The sequence below is a fragment of the Winogradskyella sp. UBA3174 genome, assembly GCF_002364335.1.
Lineage (GTDB): Bacteria > Bacteroidota > Bacteroidia > Flavobacteriales > Flavobacteriaceae > Winogradskyella.
This window is the reverse complement of record NZ_DEXW01000064.1, coordinates 96642-115933: the sequence shown is the minus strand read 5'-3', so window position 1 is coordinate 115933 and position 19292 is coordinate 96642. Positions and strand designations below refer to the sequence as shown.

General features: G+C 32.6%; 20 protein-coding genes. 8 read left to right on the top strand and 12 right to left on the bottom strand.

Annotated features, from left to right (window positions below):
• Window positions 1–53: 53 nt before the first annotated feature.
• Together B2U95_RS13050 and gcvP are read right to left on the bottom strand one after the other, a co-directional pair.
• Complete coding sequence (locus B2U95_RS13050; protein ID WP_296316975.1) at window positions 54–1112, bottom strand: 3-oxoacyl-ACP synthase III family protein; 1059 nt, start codon at window positions 1110–1112, stop codon at window positions 54–56.
• Window positions 1113–1287: 175 nt separating this feature from the next.
• Window positions 1288–4137, bottom strand: a complete 2850-nt coding sequence (gcvP, locus tag B2U95_RS13045; RefSeq protein WP_296316974.1) for an aminomethyl-transferring glycine dehydrogenase — start codon at window positions 4135–4137, stop codon at window positions 1288–1290.
• A gap of 122 nt (window positions 4138–4259) precedes the next feature.
• Between gcvP and B2U95_RS13040 the strand changes: the two genes are divergently transcribed.
• On the top strand, window positions 4260–5093 hold the full coding sequence (locus B2U95_RS13040; protein ID WP_296316973.1) for a hypothetical protein: 834 nt from the start codon (window positions 4260–4262) through the stop codon (window positions 5091–5093).
• Here B2U95_RS13040 and B2U95_RS13035 read toward each other — a convergent pair.
• The 10 genes from B2U95_RS13035 to B2U95_RS12990 form a co-directional block, all read right to left on the bottom strand.
• Entirely contained in the window at window positions 5076–5327 is a 252-nt protein-coding gene (locus tag B2U95_RS13035; RefSeq protein WP_296316972.1) for a hypothetical protein, read from the bottom strand. The two genes, B2U95_RS13040 and B2U95_RS13035, sit on opposite strands and share 18 nt — an antisense overlap.
• 3 nt (window positions 5328–5330) lie before the next feature.
• On the bottom strand, window positions 5331–5885 hold the full coding sequence (locus tag B2U95_RS13030) for a sigma-70 family RNA polymerase sigma factor (RefSeq protein WP_296316971.1): 555 nt from the start codon (window positions 5883–5885) through the stop codon (window positions 5331–5333).
• Window positions 5886–5935: 50 nt separating this feature from the next.
• Complete coding sequence (locus B2U95_RS13025; protein ID WP_296316970.1) at window positions 5936–6841, bottom strand: TIGR01777 family oxidoreductase; 906 nt, start codon at window positions 6839–6841, stop codon at window positions 5936–5938.
• A gap of 20 nt (window positions 6842–6861) precedes the next feature.
• Window positions 6862–7743: an SAM-dependent methyltransferase gene (locus B2U95_RS13020; protein WP_296316969.1), complete on the bottom strand. Its 882-nt coding sequence runs from the start codon at window positions 7741–7743 to the stop codon at window positions 6862–6864.
• Between the two features lie 12 nt (window positions 7744–7755).
• Window positions 7756–8190: a hypothetical protein gene (locus tag B2U95_RS13015; protein WP_296316968.1), complete on the bottom strand. Its 435-nt coding sequence runs from the start codon at window positions 8188–8190 to the stop codon at window positions 7756–7758.
• A 59-nt stretch (window positions 8191–8249) separates the two neighbouring features.
• Window positions 8250–8753 (bottom strand): GbsR/MarR family transcriptional regulator, encoded by a 504-nt coding sequence (locus tag B2U95_RS13010; RefSeq protein WP_296316967.1) that lies wholly within the window; start codon window positions 8751–8753, stop codon window positions 8250–8252.
• Window positions 8754–8800: 47 nt separating this feature from the next.
• Window positions 8801–9583: a hypothetical protein gene (locus tag B2U95_RS13005; protein ID WP_296316966.1), complete on the bottom strand. Its 783-nt coding sequence runs from the start codon at window positions 9581–9583 to the stop codon at window positions 8801–8803.
• A 27-nt stretch (window positions 9584–9610) separates the two neighbouring features.
• Entirely contained in the window at window positions 9611–11641 is a 2031-nt protein-coding gene (locus B2U95_RS13000) for a M3 family metallopeptidase (RefSeq protein WP_296316965.1), read from the bottom strand.
• A gap of 185 nt (window positions 11642–11826) precedes the next feature.
• Window positions 11827–12306, bottom strand: a complete 480-nt coding sequence (gene purE, locus B2U95_RS12995) for a 5-(carboxyamino)imidazole ribonucleotide mutase (protein ID WP_296316964.1) — start codon at window positions 12304–12306, stop codon at window positions 11827–11829.
• Window positions 12307–12309: 3 nt separating this feature from the next.
• Entirely contained in the window at window positions 12310–13464 is a 1155-nt protein-coding gene (locus B2U95_RS12990; RefSeq protein ID WP_296316963.1) for a 5-(carboxyamino)imidazole ribonucleotide synthase, read from the bottom strand.
• Between the two features lie 166 nt (window positions 13465–13630).
• On the opposite strand from B2U95_RS12990, the gene B2U95_RS12985 reads away from it, so the two are divergent.
• From B2U95_RS12985 to B2U95_RS12955, 7 genes are all read left to right on the top strand, one after another.
• On the top strand, window positions 13631–14740 hold the full coding sequence (locus B2U95_RS12985) for an adenylate kinase (protein WP_296316962.1): 1110 nt from the start codon (window positions 13631–13633) through the stop codon (window positions 14738–14740).
• Between the two features lie 2 nt (window positions 14741–14742).
• Window positions 14743–14961, top strand: a complete 219-nt coding sequence (locus B2U95_RS12980) for a PLD nuclease N-terminal domain-containing protein (protein ID WP_296316961.1) — start codon at window positions 14743–14745, stop codon at window positions 14959–14961.
• Window positions 14962–14994: 33 nt separating this feature from the next.
• Entirely contained in the window at window positions 14995–15993 is a 999-nt protein-coding gene (gene obgE / locus B2U95_RS12975) for a GTPase ObgE (RefSeq protein WP_296316960.1), read from the top strand.
• 15 nt (window positions 15994–16008) lie between these two features.
• Window positions 16009–16719 carry an ion transporter gene (locus B2U95_RS12970; protein ID WP_296316959.1) on the top strand — a complete coding sequence of 237 codons (711 nt, stop codon included), beginning with the start codon at window positions 16009–16011 and terminating at the stop codon, window positions 16717–16719.
• Window positions 16720–16772: 53 nt separating this feature from the next.
• Window positions 16773–17291, top strand: coding sequence for a DUF4136 domain-containing protein (locus B2U95_RS12965; protein WP_296316958.1), 519 nt, complete (start codon window positions 16773–16775; stop codon window positions 17289–17291).
• A gap of 61 nt (window positions 17292–17352) precedes the next feature.
• Window positions 17353–17955 (top strand): DinB family protein, encoded by a 603-nt coding sequence (locus B2U95_RS12960; protein ID WP_296316957.1) that lies wholly within the window; start codon window positions 17353–17355, stop codon window positions 17953–17955.
• Window positions 17956–17987: 32 nt separating this feature from the next.
• On the top strand, window positions 17988–19265 hold the full coding sequence (locus tag B2U95_RS12955) for a hypothetical protein (protein ID WP_296316956.1): 1278 nt from the start codon (window positions 17988–17990) through the stop codon (window positions 19263–19265).
• The last annotated feature ends 27 nt before the right edge of the window (window positions 19266–19292 follow it).

Below are 19292 nucleotides of genomic sequence, written 5' to 3'. Positions count from 1 at the left end.
GGATAAGTCTTGTCGTACATATTAATTTTCCGAAACATCGGAAATCTTTTTTATTAATGTTTGTATACAATAGCATTAATATTCATGCCTGCACCAACACTAGCAAACATAATAACATCCCCCTTATTAATAGACTGATTTTTAAGTTTTCCTTTTAGTATCATATCAAATAAAGTAGGTATAGTTGCTACACTAGAGTTGCCAAGTGTGTTTATGGTCATTGGCATTATACCATCTGGCATTTCCATATTATGGAGTTTATAGAAACGTTTTACGATAGCTTCATCCATTTTTTCATTGGCTTGATGTATCAAGATTTTTTTAACGTCATTTATTGAAAAACCACTTTCTTCTAGACAAGCTTTTAAAGCCATTGGCACATGTGTGATTGCAAATTCATAAATCTTGCGACCATACATTTTAATATAGCGCCTTTGATCTGTTATTTCAGGATGATTTGTTTCTCCAAAATAAATAAAGTGAGCCTCATCAAGAGTAAATGTTGCAGTATCGTGTGCAATAATACCTCCAGATTCATTTGTTTCTTCAACAATAACAGCACCAGCACCATCACTATATATCATCGAATCTCTATCATGTTTGTCTATGACACGAGATAATGTTTCTGTACCTATAACTAAACAGCGTTTAGCTAAGCCAGAAGCGATAAACGCTTTCGCTTGTATTACCCCTTCAATCCATCCAGGACATCCAAACAGTAAATCATAGCCAACACACTTCGGGTTTTCTATTTTCAATAAATGCTTAACTCGCGATGCAATACTTGGTACAGTATCACTTTGCTCTGTGTTATGTTTTACGTCACCATAATTGTGAGCACATATAATATAGTTGATGCTTTCTTTATCAATTTTAGCATCTTCTATAGCTTTTTGAGATGCATAAAAGGCTATATCAGAATTAAGTAATTCTTTTTTTACATAACGTCTTTCTTGTATACCAGTAATAGCTTTAAATTTCTCTACAATTACCTCATTTGGGCTATTTATAGAAGAGCCATCTGCATTTAGAAATTCATGATTATAAAAATCTTCATTCTTTTCAACAATACTTGGTATATAGCTTCCCGTTCCTGTAATTCTAATGCCCATAGTTATTTAATTTCAATTCTATTATTACGAATCTACTTAATATTACATAAATTTTATTCGATTAGGCTTATAAAAACGTGATTTTTTATGAATTCTTAAAATTTGTTAAAAAAATTAAATAAAACACAAAAAAAGTGCTCATTTTGAGCACTTTTTAAAATTATTCTAAAATTATTTAAGCTTCCATATATTCTTCAATTGGAGCACATGTACACATTAAGTTTCTATCTCCATAGGCTTCATCAACTCGTCTCACGGTAGGCCAAAATTTGTTATCCATTACATAATCTAAAGGATAAGCAGCTTCTTCTCTCGTGTATGGAAATAACCAGTCATTAGACGTTAGCATCGCTAGAGTATGAGGTGCGTTTTTTAATATGTTATTAGGCTCGTCTTTAGAAGCCAAGTCCACTTCTTTTCGTATAGAAATCATAGCATCACAAAAACGATCCATTTCTGATTTACTTTCACTTTCAGTTGGCTCTATCATCATAGTTCCTGCAACTGGGAATGATACTGTTGGTGCATGAAAGCCATAGTCCATAAGACGTTTAGCGATGTCAGAGACTTCAATACCATTAGTTTTAAAATCACGACAATCAATAATCATTTCGTGCGCAGCTCTACCATTTTCACCTGTGTAAAGTGTAGGGTAGTAGCCCTCTAAGCGTTCTTTTATATAGTTTGCATTTAATATAGCTACTTCAGTAGACTCTTTTAAACCTTTAGCGCCTAACATTTTTATATAGCCGTAAGAAATGATACAAGCCAATGAAGATCCAAAAGGTGCAGCAGAAATTGCTGTTATTGCTTGATGGCCTCCTGTTTTAATAATTGGATTTCCAGGTAAAAAAGGAACTAGTTGTTTTGCAACACAAATTGGACCTACACCAGGTCCACCACCTCCATGAGGAATGGCAAAGGTTTTGTGTAAGTTGAGGTGACAAACATCTGCACCAATATTTCCAGGATTTGTTAAGCCTACTTGTGCATTCATATTAGCACCATCCATATAAACTTGGCCACCATTATCGTGTATTAATTGTGTGATTTCTTTGATTGCAGATTCAAAAACACCATGTGTAGATGGATATGTGATCATTAAGGCAGAAAGATTATCTTTATGTAATTCTGCTTTTTCTCTTAAATCGTCAACATCAATATTTCCATCTTCAGAGGCTTTTGTTACTACGACTTTCATACCAGCCATAACTGCACTTGCAGGATTTGTGCCATGAGCAGAAGATGGTATTAAACAGATGTTTCTGTGATTATCACCTCGAGATTCATGATAAGCTCTAATTACCATTAGACCTGCAAACTCTCCTTGAGCACCAGAATTTGGTTGTAAAGACGTCGCTGCAAAACCTGTAATTTCAGTTAATTGATTTTCTAAGGCATTTAGCATTAATTTATACCCTGTAGCTTGTCTAACAGGTGCAAAAGGATGCATATTTCCCCAGCTACTCCAACTTAATGGTAGCATTTCTGAAGCAGCATTAAGTTTCATAGTACAAGAACCAAGTGAAATCATAGAGTGGTTTAAAGCTAAATCCTTACGCTCTAAACGTTTTATGTAACGCATTAATTCAGTTTCAGAATGGTATGAATTAAACACATCAAAAGTTAAAAATTCTGATTGGCGTTTTAAATGATTTGGAATAGTTTCAGCTGTTTCAATTTTTGTAATCTTATCTGTTGAGTTACCAGTAACGGTCTCAAAAACTGAAATAATTTCATTTAAGTCTGAAATATTAGTAGTTTCATTTATTGAAATAGTTACGGTATTGGTATCTGGATAATGAAAGTTTATTTCATTCTTTTCAGCTTCATATTTTACGTTAACAGCATCTGCTTTTATCTGTATCGTATCGAAATAATGAGAATTAGTTTGTTCTAAGTCTAAATGTTCTAAGGCCTTGGCAAGAGCAGACGTCGTGTTTTGTACTTTATTTGCTATAAAACTTAAGCCTTTAGGGCCATGATATACAGCATACATACCTGCCATTACTGCTAACAAAACCTGTGCAGTACAAATATTAGACGTTGCTCTATCACGTTTTATATGTTGTTCGCGCGTTTGTAAAGCCATACGTAAAGCTCTATTGCCATCTGTATCTCTGGTTACGCCTATAATACGACCAGGTAAATCACGTTTATAAGCTTTTTTTGTTGCGAAATATGCAGCATGAGGTCCGCCATAGCCCATTGGTATGCCAAAACGTTGTGTTGTGCCTAATACAACATCAGCACCAAATTTACCAGGAGCTTCAAGTTTAACAAGACTTAAAATGTCTGCTGCAACTGCTACTTTAATGTTCGAGGCATTTGCCTTTTCTATAAAAGATTTTATATCAGTTATCTGACCATTTTTGCCAGGATATTGTAATAAAGCGCCGAAGAATTCTTCAGAAAGATTAAATTCCGCCTCATTACCAATAACGAGTTCAATACCTATTGGTGTTGCTCTAGTTTCTAAAAGTGAAATAGTTTGAGGTAGCACTAAATCTGAAACGAAAAATTTATTGACATTTGCTTTTTTCTGAGCACGTTCTCTCACAGCAAATAATAAACTCATAGCCTCTGCAGCAGCGGTACTTTCATCTAAAAGTGAAGCATTTGCTATTTCCATACCAGTTAAATCTGTAACCATGGTTTGAAAATTTAATAAAGCTTCTAAACGTCCTTGGGCAATTTCTGCTTGGTAGGGAGTATAGGCTGTATACCATCCTGGGTTTTCTAAAATATTTCGCTGTATAACTGCTGGTAAATTAGAAGGGTGATAGCCTAAACCTATATAAGATTTAAAAACCTTATTGTGTTGTGACAACTCATAAATATGATTTAAATACTCCTGCTCACTCATGGCAGGATCTAAATCTAAATCTTCCTTAAGACGAATACCTGAAGGAATAGTTTCTGATATTAGTTGTTCAATACTAGTAACACCAATAGTGTTTAACATGGCTTTTTGTTCATGAGGACGTGGGCCGATATGTCTAAGTGCAAAAGAGGTAGTATCCATTCTTTTTTAGCTTTTTTTTTGAGATATGCAAAAATAAGCATTTACCCTTTTTATTATGTTAACTTAAACTAAAGTTTTTAACCGAAACGTAAGTTTATTAACACAATGATTATTTTTGTAGTGTGAAGTTTTTAAAACGTGTATTTGATTTTTATTTGAATAGTAGTATTCATGTCGCATTAAGCGCGTTTGCGTTAACATGGTTAACGCTTATTCAGTATAATTTAAGTTATGATAAGAATGTACTTTACTTTGTTTTTTTTGCCTCTATTACAGGCTATAATTTTGTGAAGTATTTTGGTGTTGCAAAATTTCATCATAGAAGTCTTGCTTCATGGTTAAAAGTGATTCAGGTGTTTTCACTTTTAGCCTTCCTAATAATGTGTTATTATCTTTTTCAACTTAAACTCTTAACACTTCTGTATATTGGTAGTTTGGGTATCGTTACGTTTTTATATGCAATCCCCTTTATTCCAAAAAAGTATTTGTTTGATGAGCAACAAAATCTAAGAGAAATAGGTGGTTTAAAAGTCTATGTTATTGCTTTGGTTTGGATGTTTACAACCGTTATTTTACCATTAGTTGAAAATGAAGTTACTATAAATACAGATGTTATTTTAACAAGTGTACAACGTTTTTGTTTTGTTATTGTTTTAATGTTGCCTTTTGAAATAAGAGATTTAAATTACGATAACCTTAAGCTTGCAACTATACCTCAAAGAATAGGATTAAAGCGCACTAAAATTCTCGGTGTTTTACTTTTGATGCTATTTTTTATGTTAGAATACTTAAGAGATGAATTCTCTAGTGCGTCAATTGTTTCAACATTACTAATTGTGTTTATAGCACTATTGTTTTTAGTATTCTCTAATAAAAATCAGTCGAAATATTATAGTGCTTTTTTTGTGGAGAGTTTGCCAATACTTTGGCTTATAGTTTTACAGCTGTTTAGCTAATTCTTTGTCAAAAGTAATTTGAAGCTTTTCTTTAGTAGCTTTATCTAAGACTTCAACTTTATTGGTTTTTACTAGCTTGGTTAACTTCATGTTTCTGCTTGTGTATTTTCTACAAACTCTGCAGTAAAGCAGATGTAAGTTAAGCTTAAGCATTTCCCAAATACCAGCCTCCTTATATTGATTTTTATCACAAACATGGTTTGCTTCGTCACAACTTAATTTAATCTTACTCATAATTTAAAACCAACTTTTCTCCATGCAATCAGCCAAAGCAGTTCTTGCTCTATGGACGATTACCCAAAGGTTAGACGCAGTAATGTCTAATTCATTACATATTGTTTCTGTCTCATAGCCTAAAATCGTTTTCATTTTAAAAACTTCAGCTTGTTTCTGAGGTAATTTAGCTAGGCAATCGTGGATTGCATCACCAAGTTCTGAATTTTCTAAAGTGTCTTCTGCAGTTTTATCAAAAGGGTCTGCTACGCGCTCTTCTAACCAATCTCCTTCAGATTCGACATCGCTATTATAACTCATTCTAACTTCGGCTTTACCTTTTTTAGAATTAATTTTACGGTAGTGATCAATTACTTTTCGTTTTAAAATAGAAATTAACCATGTACGCTCACTAGCTTCACCTTTAAAATTAACCATTGATTTGAGGCCTGCCAAGAATGTTTCCGAAACTAAATCTTGTGCAATCTCTCTATCGCTGACACGTGTAATGGTGTAGTTAAAAAGATAATCAGAATATAATTTTATCCAATTATTTGGATCTATCTTATGATTCGCCATTTATGTTATCATTGCTTTTTCAAAAATAGGATAAATAAATGAGAACTAAATTATGATTTCACAAGGCTTTCTATAGCCTTTTCAATAGTGTTATATTTAAAATAGAAACCTTCATCTATCAATTTTTTAGGAATAACATTTCTACTTTTTAACACTAATTCTGATTCTGTTCCAATGATTTTAGCGCCAATTTTCAGTAACCATTTTGGATGTGAAATACCAAACGGAATGTTTAAAGCTTTACGGAATGTTAGCATTAAATAGGTGTTCGTTGTAGGCTTTGGGGCAACGATATTAAATGTGCCTTCTAAGTTTTGGTCAATTAAAAAGCTAACAGCACGAGCAAAGTCTATTTCATGAATCCAACTTACCTTTTGTTTGCCGTGCCATTGTTTTCCTCCAAGTCCAAATTGTGTCAATCGTTTTAAAGGAATAAGTGCACCACCTTTTTTTCCTAAGACTATTGAGGTTCTTAGAATGATATGTTTTGTTTTTGGTGTTATAGTTTTATTAAATGCTGCTTCCCAAGATTTGGCAATATTCATTGAAAAGTCGTCGCCTATGTTACCATTAACTTCCGTCATTTCTTTTGTGTATGAAACCTCATATATTGTAGATGTAGACATATTTAACCAAACTTTAGGTGGGTTTTTACACAGGTTTACGGCTATACCTAGTACGTTAGTAGAATCTATTCGAGAGTCATGTATAAGTTTTTTATTGACTTCTGTATATCTACAATCTACAGACTTTCCCGTGAGGTTGATTAGAACGTCGGTTTCACCTAATGTTTTAGTCCAATAATCTAAATCTTTAGCATTCCAATAGATATCATTACTTTGTTTAGGTGTTCTCGTTAAAATATAAATAGTATGACCAAGCTTTGTGAAGTAGTCTGTTAAGACTTGTCCAAGAAATCCGCTTCCGCCAGCTATTGTGATTGTTTTAGTTTCCATATATTTTCAGTATTAATTTTTTATTTAGCTTTGGTTGCACTAATAATATAGTACCCAAAACTCTTCATGTGTAAACCAGTGAGTAATGCATAGAATGATCCTTTCAAATTAAGAAAGCTCTCTCGTTTTATGGTCTTAAAGCTTAATAGTTTTTTAATTATAAAACTTGTAATTGCGAAAGGAACATGCAAAACAGATGGTGCAACTCTAAAAGAAATGTCGTCTATTTTAATAGTTTTAAAACCTATATTCTGTAGTTGCTCTTTAATATAAGTATGTGTTTCCAATTTTTCTAAACTCCAATGACTACAGAGTTTATGGTATGAGTATTTCGCGCCGTTGCAGAGCTGAGATTTGTCTTTCTTTAAAAAGGCATCAGCAATAACTAGACGTCCACCAGGCTTTAAAATTCGGTACACTTCTTTTAATGAATTTTTGTTATGACCAGAATGACAAAAGCTTTCTATAGCAACTGCAGAGTCGAATGAATTAGATTGAAACGAGGTGTTGTTATAGTTTTCTTTTAGAATAATACCATTTTTACCTTTCAGTAATTCATTGCCTTGTTGTAATTGAAAATTAGACAAGGTTACACCATAAGCTATTACATTTTTATACTGTTTTAGTGCGTAACGCATCGTGCCTCCCATACCGCAGCCCAAGTCTATTAATCTGTTTTTTGCTTTATTAATGTTTAAGCGTTTAAGTACTTGTGAATTCATTTGATTGAGCATTGTATCTCTTTTAAAAGGATTGGTCTTAAAAGGAATAAAATAGCCAAAGTGCATGTTGTAGTCGTTACTCCAAAATTCGTAATCTTCTGTAGCTTCGTTATAGAAATCGATCATTTCTATTTTGCTCTGTTCTGAAAGATTTTGATGTGTTATCGTTTGTGTTTCCATAATAATTAAATTTTATAGGATTGCACTGATATTATAAACAAGTAACCAAGTATAAACTACAACGAACATTGTAAATAGCGTATTCATAAAATAGCTACCTATTTTAAAAATAAGCTGTTGTGGTATTTGATACATTGGGTAATACGCAATTTGAGTTGCAACCTTACCAATCCAATAAGTAGCAATAAGTCCGGTTATGGCAATGGCTAAAGATGTCCCGTTTTTTAAATCATTTGGAAGTAAGATTGCTATTAAGCCAAATGAAAAATTTAGACCTTGAATATACCTTCCGTATGTTTTAGCTATTTCTTGGTTTAAGGGTTTTAGTTGTTTAACATCAGTGTACCAATCAAATACCTTATGCCTAATGTATGGATAGATAAGCGCTGTGAAAATTTGACCACATCCTCCAAGAATGATAAGCCAGTTTGGGATTTGAATATTCATAATTTATTTGTTTTTAAACTTTCAGAAAATATTGAAAGTTTTATTAAAAAAAATATGATTTATTTAATGAGTTTAAAAACAGACTTTGTTAGCCAGTTTTGTTTTTGATTTACTAATTTATTCATCAACGTATCTAAATCGTCAGTAAGCTCTTTTAAGGCTTTGGTTTGTTTTATTAGTTCTTTAGTTTTTGCAGTACCATCGTCTGTGATAGTAGAGACGTCTTGCAATACTTTTATAACAGGTTTAATTTCTCTTCGACTACGTTCTTTTGCAACGATGCGTGCCAGTTCTTGTACGTCTTTTTCAGTAGTAAAAAACTCTTTACGTTCACCAGCTATTAAAACCTTAGTTACAATTCCCCAATCCATTAGTTGACGAAGATTCATACTTGTATTGCCACGAGATATTTTAAGATCTGCCATGATATCTTCCATAGACAAAGGTTTTGTGGAAATAAAAAGAAGTGCTTGTATCTGAGCCATAGCCTTGTTTATGCCCCAAAGTGTTCCTAAACTTCCCCAAGTACTTATAAATTTATCTTTTGCTTCTTGATATTCCATAAAGTAAATATACAATAATTATTAAACTTTCAATAATTATTGAAAGTTTAATTTATTTGCAAATGAATATGATCATCGTGTCTAACAGCTTTACAACCATGAAATCTAACTTTAGATTCTCTACTTAGGCTTAATGATTGTTTTAAATGGGGTTCTATAAAGAGCTTTTCTGTAGAAGAAATGGATAATAATTGCTTAATTAATTGAGTTGTTCTTTTACTATCCAATTTCAATTTATTGTTAATCCCAAAACTTAGATACTTTGTAAAATCGTACTGCCAATTACCTTTTTTAATACAAGTCTTTGAAGTGTAGTTTTTTTCTGAATTTGCAAATGCACCATAACCAGACGTACTCGGTTTTTTGTTGCTTTCCTCCCCTAATTCGTTTAGATACATAAAGGTGATATCAATCTTTTTTCCATCATTATGACTTAAATGTGGTAGTAATGGATAACCCTTAAAAAAGGGGAAATTAGCATCTAAATAAATGATAGATATATTAGAAGAGGCCAGGTTTTCGCTAGAGCTAATAAGTTCACGCTTTAATCTTGGTACAACATAGTTTCTAAATGCTAATGGATAAAACCAATTAATCGGTTTTAAGCTTTGATTAAAAACAGGTAACTGTTCTCTCCCAAAGTAGGAGGCAACAGGTGGTACAATTATTAAGTTAAAAATGAAATAAAGCAATGGGAAAATAATCCGTTTTTTCTTTTTTAGCTTGTTTGAAATTAAAAGACTTATTATCCAAATTACACCACCAACCTGCGTTATTATGGTTAGTAGTGTAATTATAATTAAATGTGCAAATAACTTTAATACACTCATTAAAACTAAACGGAGTAAGTTGTTGGTTTATTTTATCAATCCAGCACGTCTCAGTAAAGCTTCAGGTTTTGGCTCTTGTCCTCTAAACTTTTTATACAATGTCATTGGGTTTTCTGTACCGCCTTGTGATAAGACAAAAGCTTTAAATTTGTTCGCAACTTCTTTATTAAATATACCTTCTTCTTTAAAGTATTCAAAAGCATCTGCATCTAAAACTTCAGCCCACTTGTAGCTGTAATAACCAGAGGAATAACCACCTTGAAAAATGTGTGCAAAAGAAGTGCTCATACAATTTTCTGCAACATCTGGATATAAGCTTGTATCACCAAAAGAAGCAACTTCATAAGCTTTTACATCATTAATTTCTGATGGATCAACACCATGCCAAGACATATCTAATAACCCGAAACTTATTTGACGTAAGGTTTGCATGCCTTCATGAAACGTTGATGAGGATTTTATTTTTTCGATGAGTTCCATCGGTATAACAGCACCAGTTTCATAATGCGTGGCGAATAATTTTAATGTTTCTTCTTCGTAACACCAGTTTTCCAAAATCTGACTTGGCAGTTCTACAAAATCCCAAAAAACACTTGTGCCAGATAAACTAGGATAGGTTGTATTAGCTAAGATGCCGTGTAGAGCATGTCCGAATTCATGAAATAATGTAGTTACTTCATTGAAGGTTAGTAATGACGGTTTGCTTTTTGTGGGTTTTGTGAAATTACAAACGATAGACACATGTGGCCTTTCATTAATACCGTTTTTTATCATCTGTGGTTTGTAAGATGTCATCCAAGCTCCATTACGTTTTCCTGCTCTTGGGAAAAAGTCAGCATAGAAAATAGAGACTAATTGACCATTATGATCTTTAATTTCATAAGTTAAAACATCGTCGTGGTATTTATCTATAGTATTTATCTCTTTAAATTGTAATCCAAATAATTTTTCGGCAACAGTAAATGCTCCTGCGATAACATTTTCTAATTTAAAATAAGGCTTCAGCTGTTCATCATCTAAACTGAATAATTTCTGTTTCAACTTTTCAGAATAATAACCAGAATCCCACTTTTGTAAATGGTCAATACTATCTAGATCTTTGGCAAATGCTTCTAGCGTGGCAAATTCTTGGACAGCAGCTGGCTTTGCTTTTTCTAATAATTCATTTAAAAATGTAGTCACCTTTTCTGGTGTTTGCGCCATGCGTTCTTCTAACACAAAATGTGCATGAGTTTTATAGCCTAAAAGTTGTGCGCGCTTACACCGTAATTTTGCAATTTTAAGAACATTGTCTTTGTTGTCTAGTTCATCATTATTAAATCCTTTGCTGCCAAATGCTTTAGAAAGTTTTTCACGAAGTTTTCTTGAATCAGCATAAGTCATAAAGGGAATATAACTCGGGTAATCTAACGTAATTAACCAACCCTCTTTGTCTTTGCTCTCAGCTAATTGTTTTGCCGCTTCTTTAGCACCTTCTGGTAAACCTGACAAATCAGATTCGTCAGTAAGATGCATTTCAAATTTATTAGTTTCAGCTAAAATGTGCTCGCCAAATGTTAGTTTTAGATGGCTTAATTCTTTATCGATGGCTCTGAGTTCTTTCTTTTTATCTTCAGCTAAGTTGGCTCCGTTTCTCGAAAAACCTTTATATTTTTTACTTAAAAGCGTCTCTTGTTCTGTCGTTAAATTTAAATCTGCTTTAGAATCATAAACTGATTTTACACGTTTAAATAAATCTTTATTAAGTGTAATGTCATTACTAAATTCTGAAAGTAAAGGTGAAACCTCTTGAGCAATTTTTTGAATTGCATCATTGGTTTCAGCAGAATTTAGATTGAAGAAAATACTTGACAAGCGATCCAATTCCTCACCCGAATAATCTAAGGCTTCTACGGTGTTTTTAAATGAAGGCTTATCATTAGAATTAACAATAGCATCTATTTCTGATTTTGCTCTTTCAATTCCTGCTTTAAAGGCAGGTAAATAATTTTTAGTTTTTATTTCTGAAAAAGGTGCAGTCTTATATAGTGTTGTAAACGGTTTATTGAGTATCGTCATTTTGTTGCTGTGTAAGTATTCTTACGTATTATATTGATAATGTGAATTTTAACTAATATTTAAGACTCTTAAAATCAGATGTTAGTTATTGTTTTGTTTATCTTTGTATTGTCTTTATGTAAACAAATTTTTTCATAAAGAATTGATTAATAGCTTAAAAGCCTTAGCGAAAGTTGAGGCTTTTTTTAAAGGTCTTTAGCAGATTTAATCACTTTAACTTTTAGTCCTTCTTTGTAGATCATTATTTTATCTAAAATACATTGGTCTGAGGTACCCAAAATTTGAGCGGCTAAGATTCCAGCATTTTTTGCACCATTTAAAGCGACAGTTGCTACAGGTACTCCTCCAGGCATTTGTAAAATTGATAGAATAGAATCCCAACCATCTATAGAGTTACTGCTTTTTACAGGTACACCAATAACTGGTAAAGGAGAAAGTGAAGCAACCATACCAGGTAAATGTGCTGCGCCTCCTGCACCAGCAATAATTACTTTGATACCTCTTGTATGAGCGTTTTTACTAAAGTCGAATAGTTTTTCTGGAGTACGATGTGCCGAAACGATATCGACTTCAATTTCAATATCAAACCCTTTTAATATATCTATAGCGTCTTGCATTACTGGCAAATCGCTTTTGCTTCCCATTATTACGGCTACTTTACTCATAATTTATTCGCTAATTACTTCGATTGTACGTTTTACTTTTTCTGCGATTACTCGTGCTACGGCAACATTTTTGTTTACAATAGTTACGTGTCCCATTTTACGAAATGGTCTCGTCTGTTTTTTACCATAAATATGTGGTGTAACTCCATTCATGGCTAAAATGGTTTCAATATTTTTATAGACTACGTTGCCAGTATGGTTTTCTGCACCTACTAAATTTACCATAACTCCAGCAACTTTACTTTCTGTATTTCCGAGAGGCAAACCTAAAATACATCTTAAGTGTTGTTCAAATTGTGACGTGTAACTCCCTTCAATACTGTAATGACCAGAATTATGTGGTCTTGGAGCAACTTCATTAACTATAATTTCGTCATTTTCAGTTTGAAACATCTCAACAGCTAACAAGCCAACGTGTTTAAAAGCAGCTGCAGTTTTAAGTGCAACTAACTCCGCTTTTTTAGCAATAGTATCAGGTATTCTTGCAGGACAAATCACATATTCAACTTGGTTCGCTTCAGGATGAAATTCCATCTCAACCACAGGATATGTTTTTAATTCTCCTTTTTCGTTTCTTGCAACTATAACAGCCAATTCATTTTTAAACGGAATTAATTCTTCCGAAATGCACTCTACATTAGGTAAATGCTCTAAGTCAGATGCTTGTTTCACAACTTTTACGCCTGTACCATCGTAACCAAACCGTGCACTTTTCCATACAAACGGATAGCTTAGTCCACCATTCTCAACAGCCTCATCAATTTCTGACGTGTATGCAAACCGAGAAAAATTAGCAGTTGGTATATTATTATCGCGATAAAATAATTTTTGAGTAGCCTTATTCTGTATTGTACGTAGGGTTTTAGATGAAGGAAAAACTTTTACACCTTCATTTTCAAGTGTTTCTAAAGCATCTACATTTACGTTTTCTATTTCAATTGTGAGTACATCTACGTTTTTTCCAAAGTTAACTACGGTGTCGTAATCTAGTATATCACCAATGGTAAACTCATCACATGCCAATCGTGATGGTGCATCAACACTTGGATCTAGTACACAGGTATAAATATCAAATTTGCGTGTATCGTATAAAATCATTTTACCTAGTTGGCCACCACCAAGAATACCGAGTTTAAAATTGGAAGAAAAATAGTTCATCAACTTTAGGTGTTTCCATACAAATCGGAAACTTTTTTAAGATTAAAATGTCTGATTATGAGTTGCAAAAATAAACTAATTATAGAACAAAATTCTAAAATCACAAATCAAAAATAGTCTATAGTTAATCAAATGATTATCTTTGCATTTCTAAAATAATAACGCTGTGATTAAGCTTCACGATTTATACTTTAAACCTTTTATTTCTGAACAAGAAATAGATACCGCTGTGCAGAATATGTCAGATGCTATTGCAAAAGATCTTGGAGACGAAATGCCAGTCTTTATAGGTATTTTAAATGGGTCTTTTATGTTGGTTAGCGATTTTGTAAAAAAATATCCAAAGCCTTGTGAAGTTACATTTATAAAATTAGCGTCTTATGAAGGGGTTAAGTCCACTGAAGATATTCAACGTTTAATTGGATTAACACAAGATTTATCTGGCAGAACAGTTGTTATTTTAGAAGACATCATAGATTCAGGAAATACACTCGAAGAAGTACATCGTATTTTTGAAAATGAGAATGTAAAACAATTGCTCATAGCAACGTTGTTTTACAAACCTGAAGCTTATAATAAAGACTTTAAACTCCATTACGTTGGTATGGAAATTCCTAATAAATTCATTGTAGGCTATGGCTTAGATTATGATGGTTTGGGAAGAGACTTACCAGAAGTATATCAATTAAAAACAACACAACACATGACTAATTTAGTCTTATTTGGCCCTCCAGGAGCAGGTAAAGGAACACAAGCTAATTTTTTAAAAGAAAAATATGATTTAGTTCATATTTCTACTGGTGATGTATTTAGGTACAACATTAAAAACGAAACGGCTTTGGGTATATTAGCTAAATCTTTTATGGATAAAGGTCAGCTAGTGCCAGATCAGGTGACTATAGATATGTTGAATAAAGAAGTTGAGAGAAACACAGGTGCAAACGGATTTATCTTTGACGGTTTTCCGAGAACATATGCTCAGGCAGAAGCCTTAGATAAGCTAATGGATGATAAAGATTCTCAAATTAATGCTATGGTAGCTTTAGAAGTCGATGACGAGGTTTTAGTGAAACGTTTGTTAGAACGTGGTAAAACTAGCGGAAGAGCAGATGATGCAGACGAAAGTATTATAAGAAACAGAATTAAAGAATACTATACTAAAACAGCAATCTTAAAAGACTACTATGCCAAACAAAATAAATATTATGGTGTTAATGGTGTTGGTAATATTGAAGACATCACTGTACGTTTAAGTGCTGTGATAGATAAGTTATAATCATGGATTTAATCACACCAGAATTAGGTTTGTTGCTTTGGGCGCTATTCGTTTTACTTATTTTAGTTTCACCTGTATTAGCGCTAATTAGTATCCTTAAAAATAAATTTAACAATAACGAGAAACTTATTTGGGTATTGGTTGTTATACTACTACCTTTTGTTGGGTCACTTCTTTATTTTATTATAGGCCGTTCAAAACGTCTTATAATAAACGCTTAAACTTTTAAATAATTAAACTTTTAAACCCATCAGATGACTGAAGGAAATTTTGTTGATTACGTAAAAATGCATGTATCTTCTGGTAACGGAGGTAAAGGTTCTGCGCATTTGCATCGCGAAAAGTATATTCAAAAAGGTGGACCAGATGGTGGTGATGGTGGTCGTGGTGGACACGTTATTCTAAAAGGTAATTCTAATCTTTGGACGCTTATTCATTTAAAATTCAAACGCCATATAAAAGCTGGTCATGGTTCACATGGAAGTAAAGGTAGAAGTACTGGTTCAGATGGTGAAGATGCATATTTAGATGTGCCACTTGGAACGGTCGTTAGAGATACTGAAACCAATGAGATTTTGTTCGAAATTACTGAAGACGGAGAAGAAAGAATCGTTGCTGAAGGCGGAATGGGTGGAAGAGGAAATTGGCATTTTAAAAATTCTATAAACCAAACTCCACGTTATGCACAACCTGGAATTCCACTAGAAGAAGGGTATATTACTTTGGAGCTTAAGTTACTAGCAGATGTTGGTTTGGTTGGCTTCCCTAATGCTGGTAAATCTACTTTATTATCTGTGTTAACATCTGCAAAACCAAAGATTGCAGATTATGAATTTACGACCTTAAAACCAAATTTAGGGATTGTTGAGTATCGCGATTTTAAGTCGTTTGTAATGGCAGATATTCCTGGTATAATTGAAGGTGCTGCGGAAGGAAAAGGTTTAGGTTATTATTTTTTAAGACATATTGAACGTAATTCGATCTTGTTGTTTTTAATTCCTGCAGACGCTAAAGATATTGTAGAACAGTATGAAATTTTAGTTGATGAATTGCGACGTTACAATCCAGAGATGTTAGATAAAGAACGTTTTGTGGTGGTATCAAAATCAGATATGCTAGATGACGAGCTTAAAGCTGAGATGGCTGTTGTTTTAGATAAAGATTTAGATTCTAAATACTTGTTTATTTCTTCAGTAGCGCAACAAGGGCTTACGGAACTTAAAGATCACCTTTGGAAGATGCTGAATGATTAACTACTAATAGTCATCATGAAAGATTACTTGAAAAATTTAGTTGAAACCAACAATACGAAGCAGAGTAAAATTTTCGCATTCTTTATTCAGTTTTTAATTATTCTTTCAGTTATTACATTTTCAATAGAAACTTTACCAAATTTAAAGCCTCAGACACGCGTTATTTTAAATTCAATTGAAACGTTTTGTGTCATCATCTTTACGTTCGAGTATATAGCTCGCATATATGTCGCAGACAGCAAGCCTAAATTTATTTTTAGTTTTTTCGGTATTATAGATTTATTGGCCATTCTTCCTTTTTATCTATCCTTTGGTATTGATTTAAGATCGCTTAGACTTCTAAGAATGTTTAGGTTGTTTAGGCTCCTAAAATTAGTGAGATATAATAAAGCGATGCATCATTTTGGTAAAGCCATGATTATTGCGAAAGAGCAAATAGTGTTATTTATGTTTATCACTTTAATGCTAATTTATTTTGCAGCAGTTGGTATTTATTATTTTGAGAATGAAGCGCAACCAGAACATTTTTCTTCAATCTTTGAAAGTTTATGGTGGTCTATAGTTACGCTAACGACTGTAGGATATGGTGATGTCTATCCGATAACTGTAGGAGGTCGGATTTTCACCTTCTTTATTCTTTTAATTGGTTTGGGTATTGTGGCTATACCAACAGGTATAATTTCTTCGTCTCTTACTAAAGCAGTTGATAGTAAGACGGAAGAGTAATAGTTAAATTTTTATGAGCCTCTCTATTTTTTAATATCTTTAAAATAAAAAAGATGAAAGCCTTCAAATATATATTAGTCGCATTTATGTTAACATCTTGCGGAACAGTAGTTAACTTCGATTATGAAAAATCTACAGATTTTACACAATACAAAACCTATAAGTATTTTGATGATATGAAAACGGGTTTGAGCGAACTCGATAGCAAACGTCTAATCAAAGCTATTGATGATAAGCTTAAAACTATGGGGATGATGCGTTCTGATAATGCTAATTTTTATATAGATATTCAAAGTCAAGATATTCAAAATCAAAACAATTCTAATGTTGGCATAGGAGCTGGTGGAGGAGGTGGAGGTAGTTTTGGAGGTGTTTCTGTTGGCTTTCCTTTAGGCGGTAATCAAAATACTAGAGAATTAGTTATAGAGTTTCTTAAAACTAATAGAACAAGTGTTTTTTGGCAAGCGGTTAGTAAAAGTTCATATAAACCCAATGCTACTCCCGAAAAACGAGAGGAAATACTTAAGGCATTAGTTGAAAAAATTTTTGCAGGTTATCCACCTAAAAAATAGTTAATCTTCTGTCTGTAATTTGAGTCTATATTAGACTCACTAAAACCTTCAATCAAATCAAATGAAATCAAAGATTCAAGAACTCATTAAGAATATTATAAATTCTGTGATTAAAAACCAAATTCAAATTTTCTTATTACTTATTTTTTCGAGCAGTTCGTTATCCTATGCGCAGAACGAAATAAAACCACTCAAAGGCTATTCAAATGACATTGGAAACATGATTTCTATGCTCGATAATTTGAAGCAACGTGTAGAACGGCATGTTAAAAATTTAGATCAAGCTGGTACAGATTTTTTACTAGATGAAAACTCTAACAGTCCAGGTGCTATGATTTACCATTTAGCAGCTACAGAGGCCTATTACCAAGTTTACACTTTTGAAGGCAGAGGTTTTAATGCAGAAGAAAAGGCAAAATGGGAAACAGCATTAAGTCTTGGTGAAAAAGCAAGGGATGAGTTTAAAAATAAACCTATTAAATATTACATGGGTTTATATGATGAGGTTCGAGAAAAAACCAAAAAACTACTCAAATCTAAAGATGATGATTGGTTTAAAAGCAAGAAAGGTAATGTGAGCATGCATTGGGCTTGGTTTCATGTTATGGAACATCAGGCAAATCATATGGGTCAATTAGCATTAATAACTAAACGTATTAACTAGTATTACTTTCATCAATCAAAAACACTTTTATTATGTCATCAAGAAACCAATCATCTTGGTCCTTATTTGAGAAAATTGGATTTAGATTTATTTCAATTTATTTTATACTCATTATCTTATTTCAAAATAACGGAGCATTTCCTTTATGGGACACAATATTTGCCTATCCGACGGAATGGATTAAAAAATTAGTACCATGGTTAGGAGCTAACCTTTATAGTATATCAGATGAAGTTGTCGTAAGAATTACAGGAAGTGGTGATACCTTATTTGATTACTTGGTAGTTTTAACCATGTTTTTAGTTGCTGTAACAGGTTGTTTAATCTGGTCTGTAATAGATAGAAAGCGTAATGATTATGCTAAAATGTATTATTGGTTAACTGTTGGCATCCGTTATTATGTAGGTTTAATGCTTATTAGTTATGGTATGGTTAAGGTGATACAGTTACAGTTTGCTTATCCAGGATTTTACAGACTATTAGGCACTTATGGTGAATCTTCACCTATGGGATTAGCTTGGGCGTTTTTAGGTTTTTCTAAAGGTTATAACATATTTATGGGTGTCGCTGAGATAAGTGCAGGTTTTCTTCTTTTTAGAAGAACTATGACCTTTGGTGCCATTATTACGTTAATGACTGCTATGAATATTATGGCTGTAAACTATTTCTATGATGTCCCTGTTAAAATATTATCTACACATTTGGTAGTAATGACATTGTTTTTGTTGTCTAGAGATATTAAAAGATTGGTGTTATTCTTTTTTACCAATCTAAGTACTAAGCTTGAGGTTATTAAACGACCAAAATTTAATAAAGGCGTAAGCATAGCCATGAATAGTTTTAAAGCATTAATGCTAGGTTATGTTTTTATTTTCGGGTTTATAAACACACTTGATTCCGAAAAAATATATGGATCTAAGGCAACAAAACCAGAATTATATGGTGCATACGAAGTCAATAATTTTGTAATAAACGGTGACACTATAACCAATTATAAAGATGAAAGACTTTGGAAAAATATCGTTGTTCAAAGAGAAGGATCACTTCAGATAAAAAAATTCAATAATACCAATTCGTATTATGGTGTAGAAATGGATAGTTTACAGGATAGATTAAAGCTAACTAGCTGGCGCGACGATAAAGAAAGTTATTATTTAAACTATAAAAAAATAGACAGCACAGGTTTAGATTTTAATTTTATTGTTAAAGGAGATACGATTTATGGTTCTTCAAAGCTATTTAAGGAGAAAGACTTTTTGTTGAGAAATCGTGATTTTTATTGGATAAGTGAATATCCTTACAATAGATAATTAAAATATAGAACTAAAAAAAGAGAC

What these genes read in the sequence shown, in the direction of transcription:
- B2U95_RS13050 (WP_296316975.1), bottom strand. Translation starts at nt 1,112, where the DNA reads ATGGGCATTAGAATTACAGGAACGGGAAGCTATATACCAAGTATTGTT.
- gcvP (WP_296316974.1), bottom strand. Translation starts at nt 4,137, where the DNA reads ATGGATACTACCTCTTTTGCACTTAGACATATCGGCCCACGTCCTCAT.
- B2U95_RS13035 (WP_296316972.1), bottom strand. Translation starts at nt 5,327, where the DNA reads ATGAGTAAGATTAAATTAAGTTGTGACGAAGCAAACCATGTTTGTGAT.
- B2U95_RS13030 (WP_296316971.1), bottom strand. Translation starts at nt 5,885, where the DNA reads ATGGCGAATCATAAGATAGATCCAAATAATTGGATAAAATTATATTCT.
- B2U95_RS13025 (WP_296316970.1), bottom strand. Translation starts at nt 6,841, where the DNA reads ATGGAAACTAAAACAATCACAATAGCTGGCGGAAGCGGATTTCTTGGA.
- B2U95_RS13020 (WP_296316969.1), bottom strand. Translation starts at nt 7,743, where the DNA reads ATGGAAACACAAACGATAACACATCAAAATCTTTCAGAACAGAGCAAA.
- B2U95_RS13015 (WP_296316968.1), bottom strand. Translation starts at nt 8,190, where the DNA reads ATGAATATTCAAATCCCAAACTGGCTTATCATTCTTGGAGGATGTGGT.
- B2U95_RS13010 (WP_296316967.1), bottom strand. Translation starts at nt 8,753, where the DNA reads ATGGAATATCAAGAAGCAAAAGATAAATTTATAAGTACTTGGGGAAGT.
- B2U95_RS13005 (WP_296316966.1), bottom strand. Translation starts at nt 9,583, where the DNA reads ATGAGTGTATTAAAGTTATTTGCACATTTAATTATAATTACACTACTA.
- B2U95_RS13000 (WP_296316965.1), bottom strand. Translation starts at nt 11,641, where the DNA reads ATGACGATACTCAATAAACCGTTTACAACACTATATAAGACTGCACCT.
- purE (WP_296316964.1), bottom strand. Translation starts at nt 12,306, where the DNA reads ATGAGTAAAGTAGCCGTAATAATGGGAAGCAAAAGCGATTTGCCAGTA.
- B2U95_RS12990 (WP_296316963.1), bottom strand. Translation starts at nt 13,464, where the DNA reads ATGAACTATTTTTCTTCCAATTTTAAACTCGGTATTCTTGGTGGTGGC.
- B2U95_RS12980 (WP_296316961.1), top strand. Translation starts at nt 14,743, where the DNA reads ATGGATTTAATCACACCAGAATTAGGTTTGTTGCTTTGGGCGCTATTC.
- obgE (WP_296316960.1), top strand. Translation starts at nt 14,995, where the DNA reads ATGACTGAAGGAAATTTTGTTGATTACGTAAAAATGCATGTATCTTCT.
- B2U95_RS12970 (WP_296316959.1), top strand. Translation starts at nt 16,009, where the DNA reads ATGAAAGATTACTTGAAAAATTTAGTTGAAACCAACAATACGAAGCAG.
- B2U95_RS12965 (WP_296316958.1), top strand. Translation starts at nt 16,773, where the DNA reads ATGAAAGCCTTCAAATATATATTAGTCGCATTTATGTTAACATCTTGC.
- B2U95_RS12960 (WP_296316957.1), top strand. Translation starts at nt 17,353, where the DNA reads ATGAAATCAAAGATTCAAGAACTCATTAAGAATATTATAAATTCTGTG.
- B2U95_RS12955 (WP_296316956.1), top strand. Translation starts at nt 17,988, where the DNA reads ATGTCATCAAGAAACCAATCATCTTGGTCCTTATTTGAGAAAATTGGA.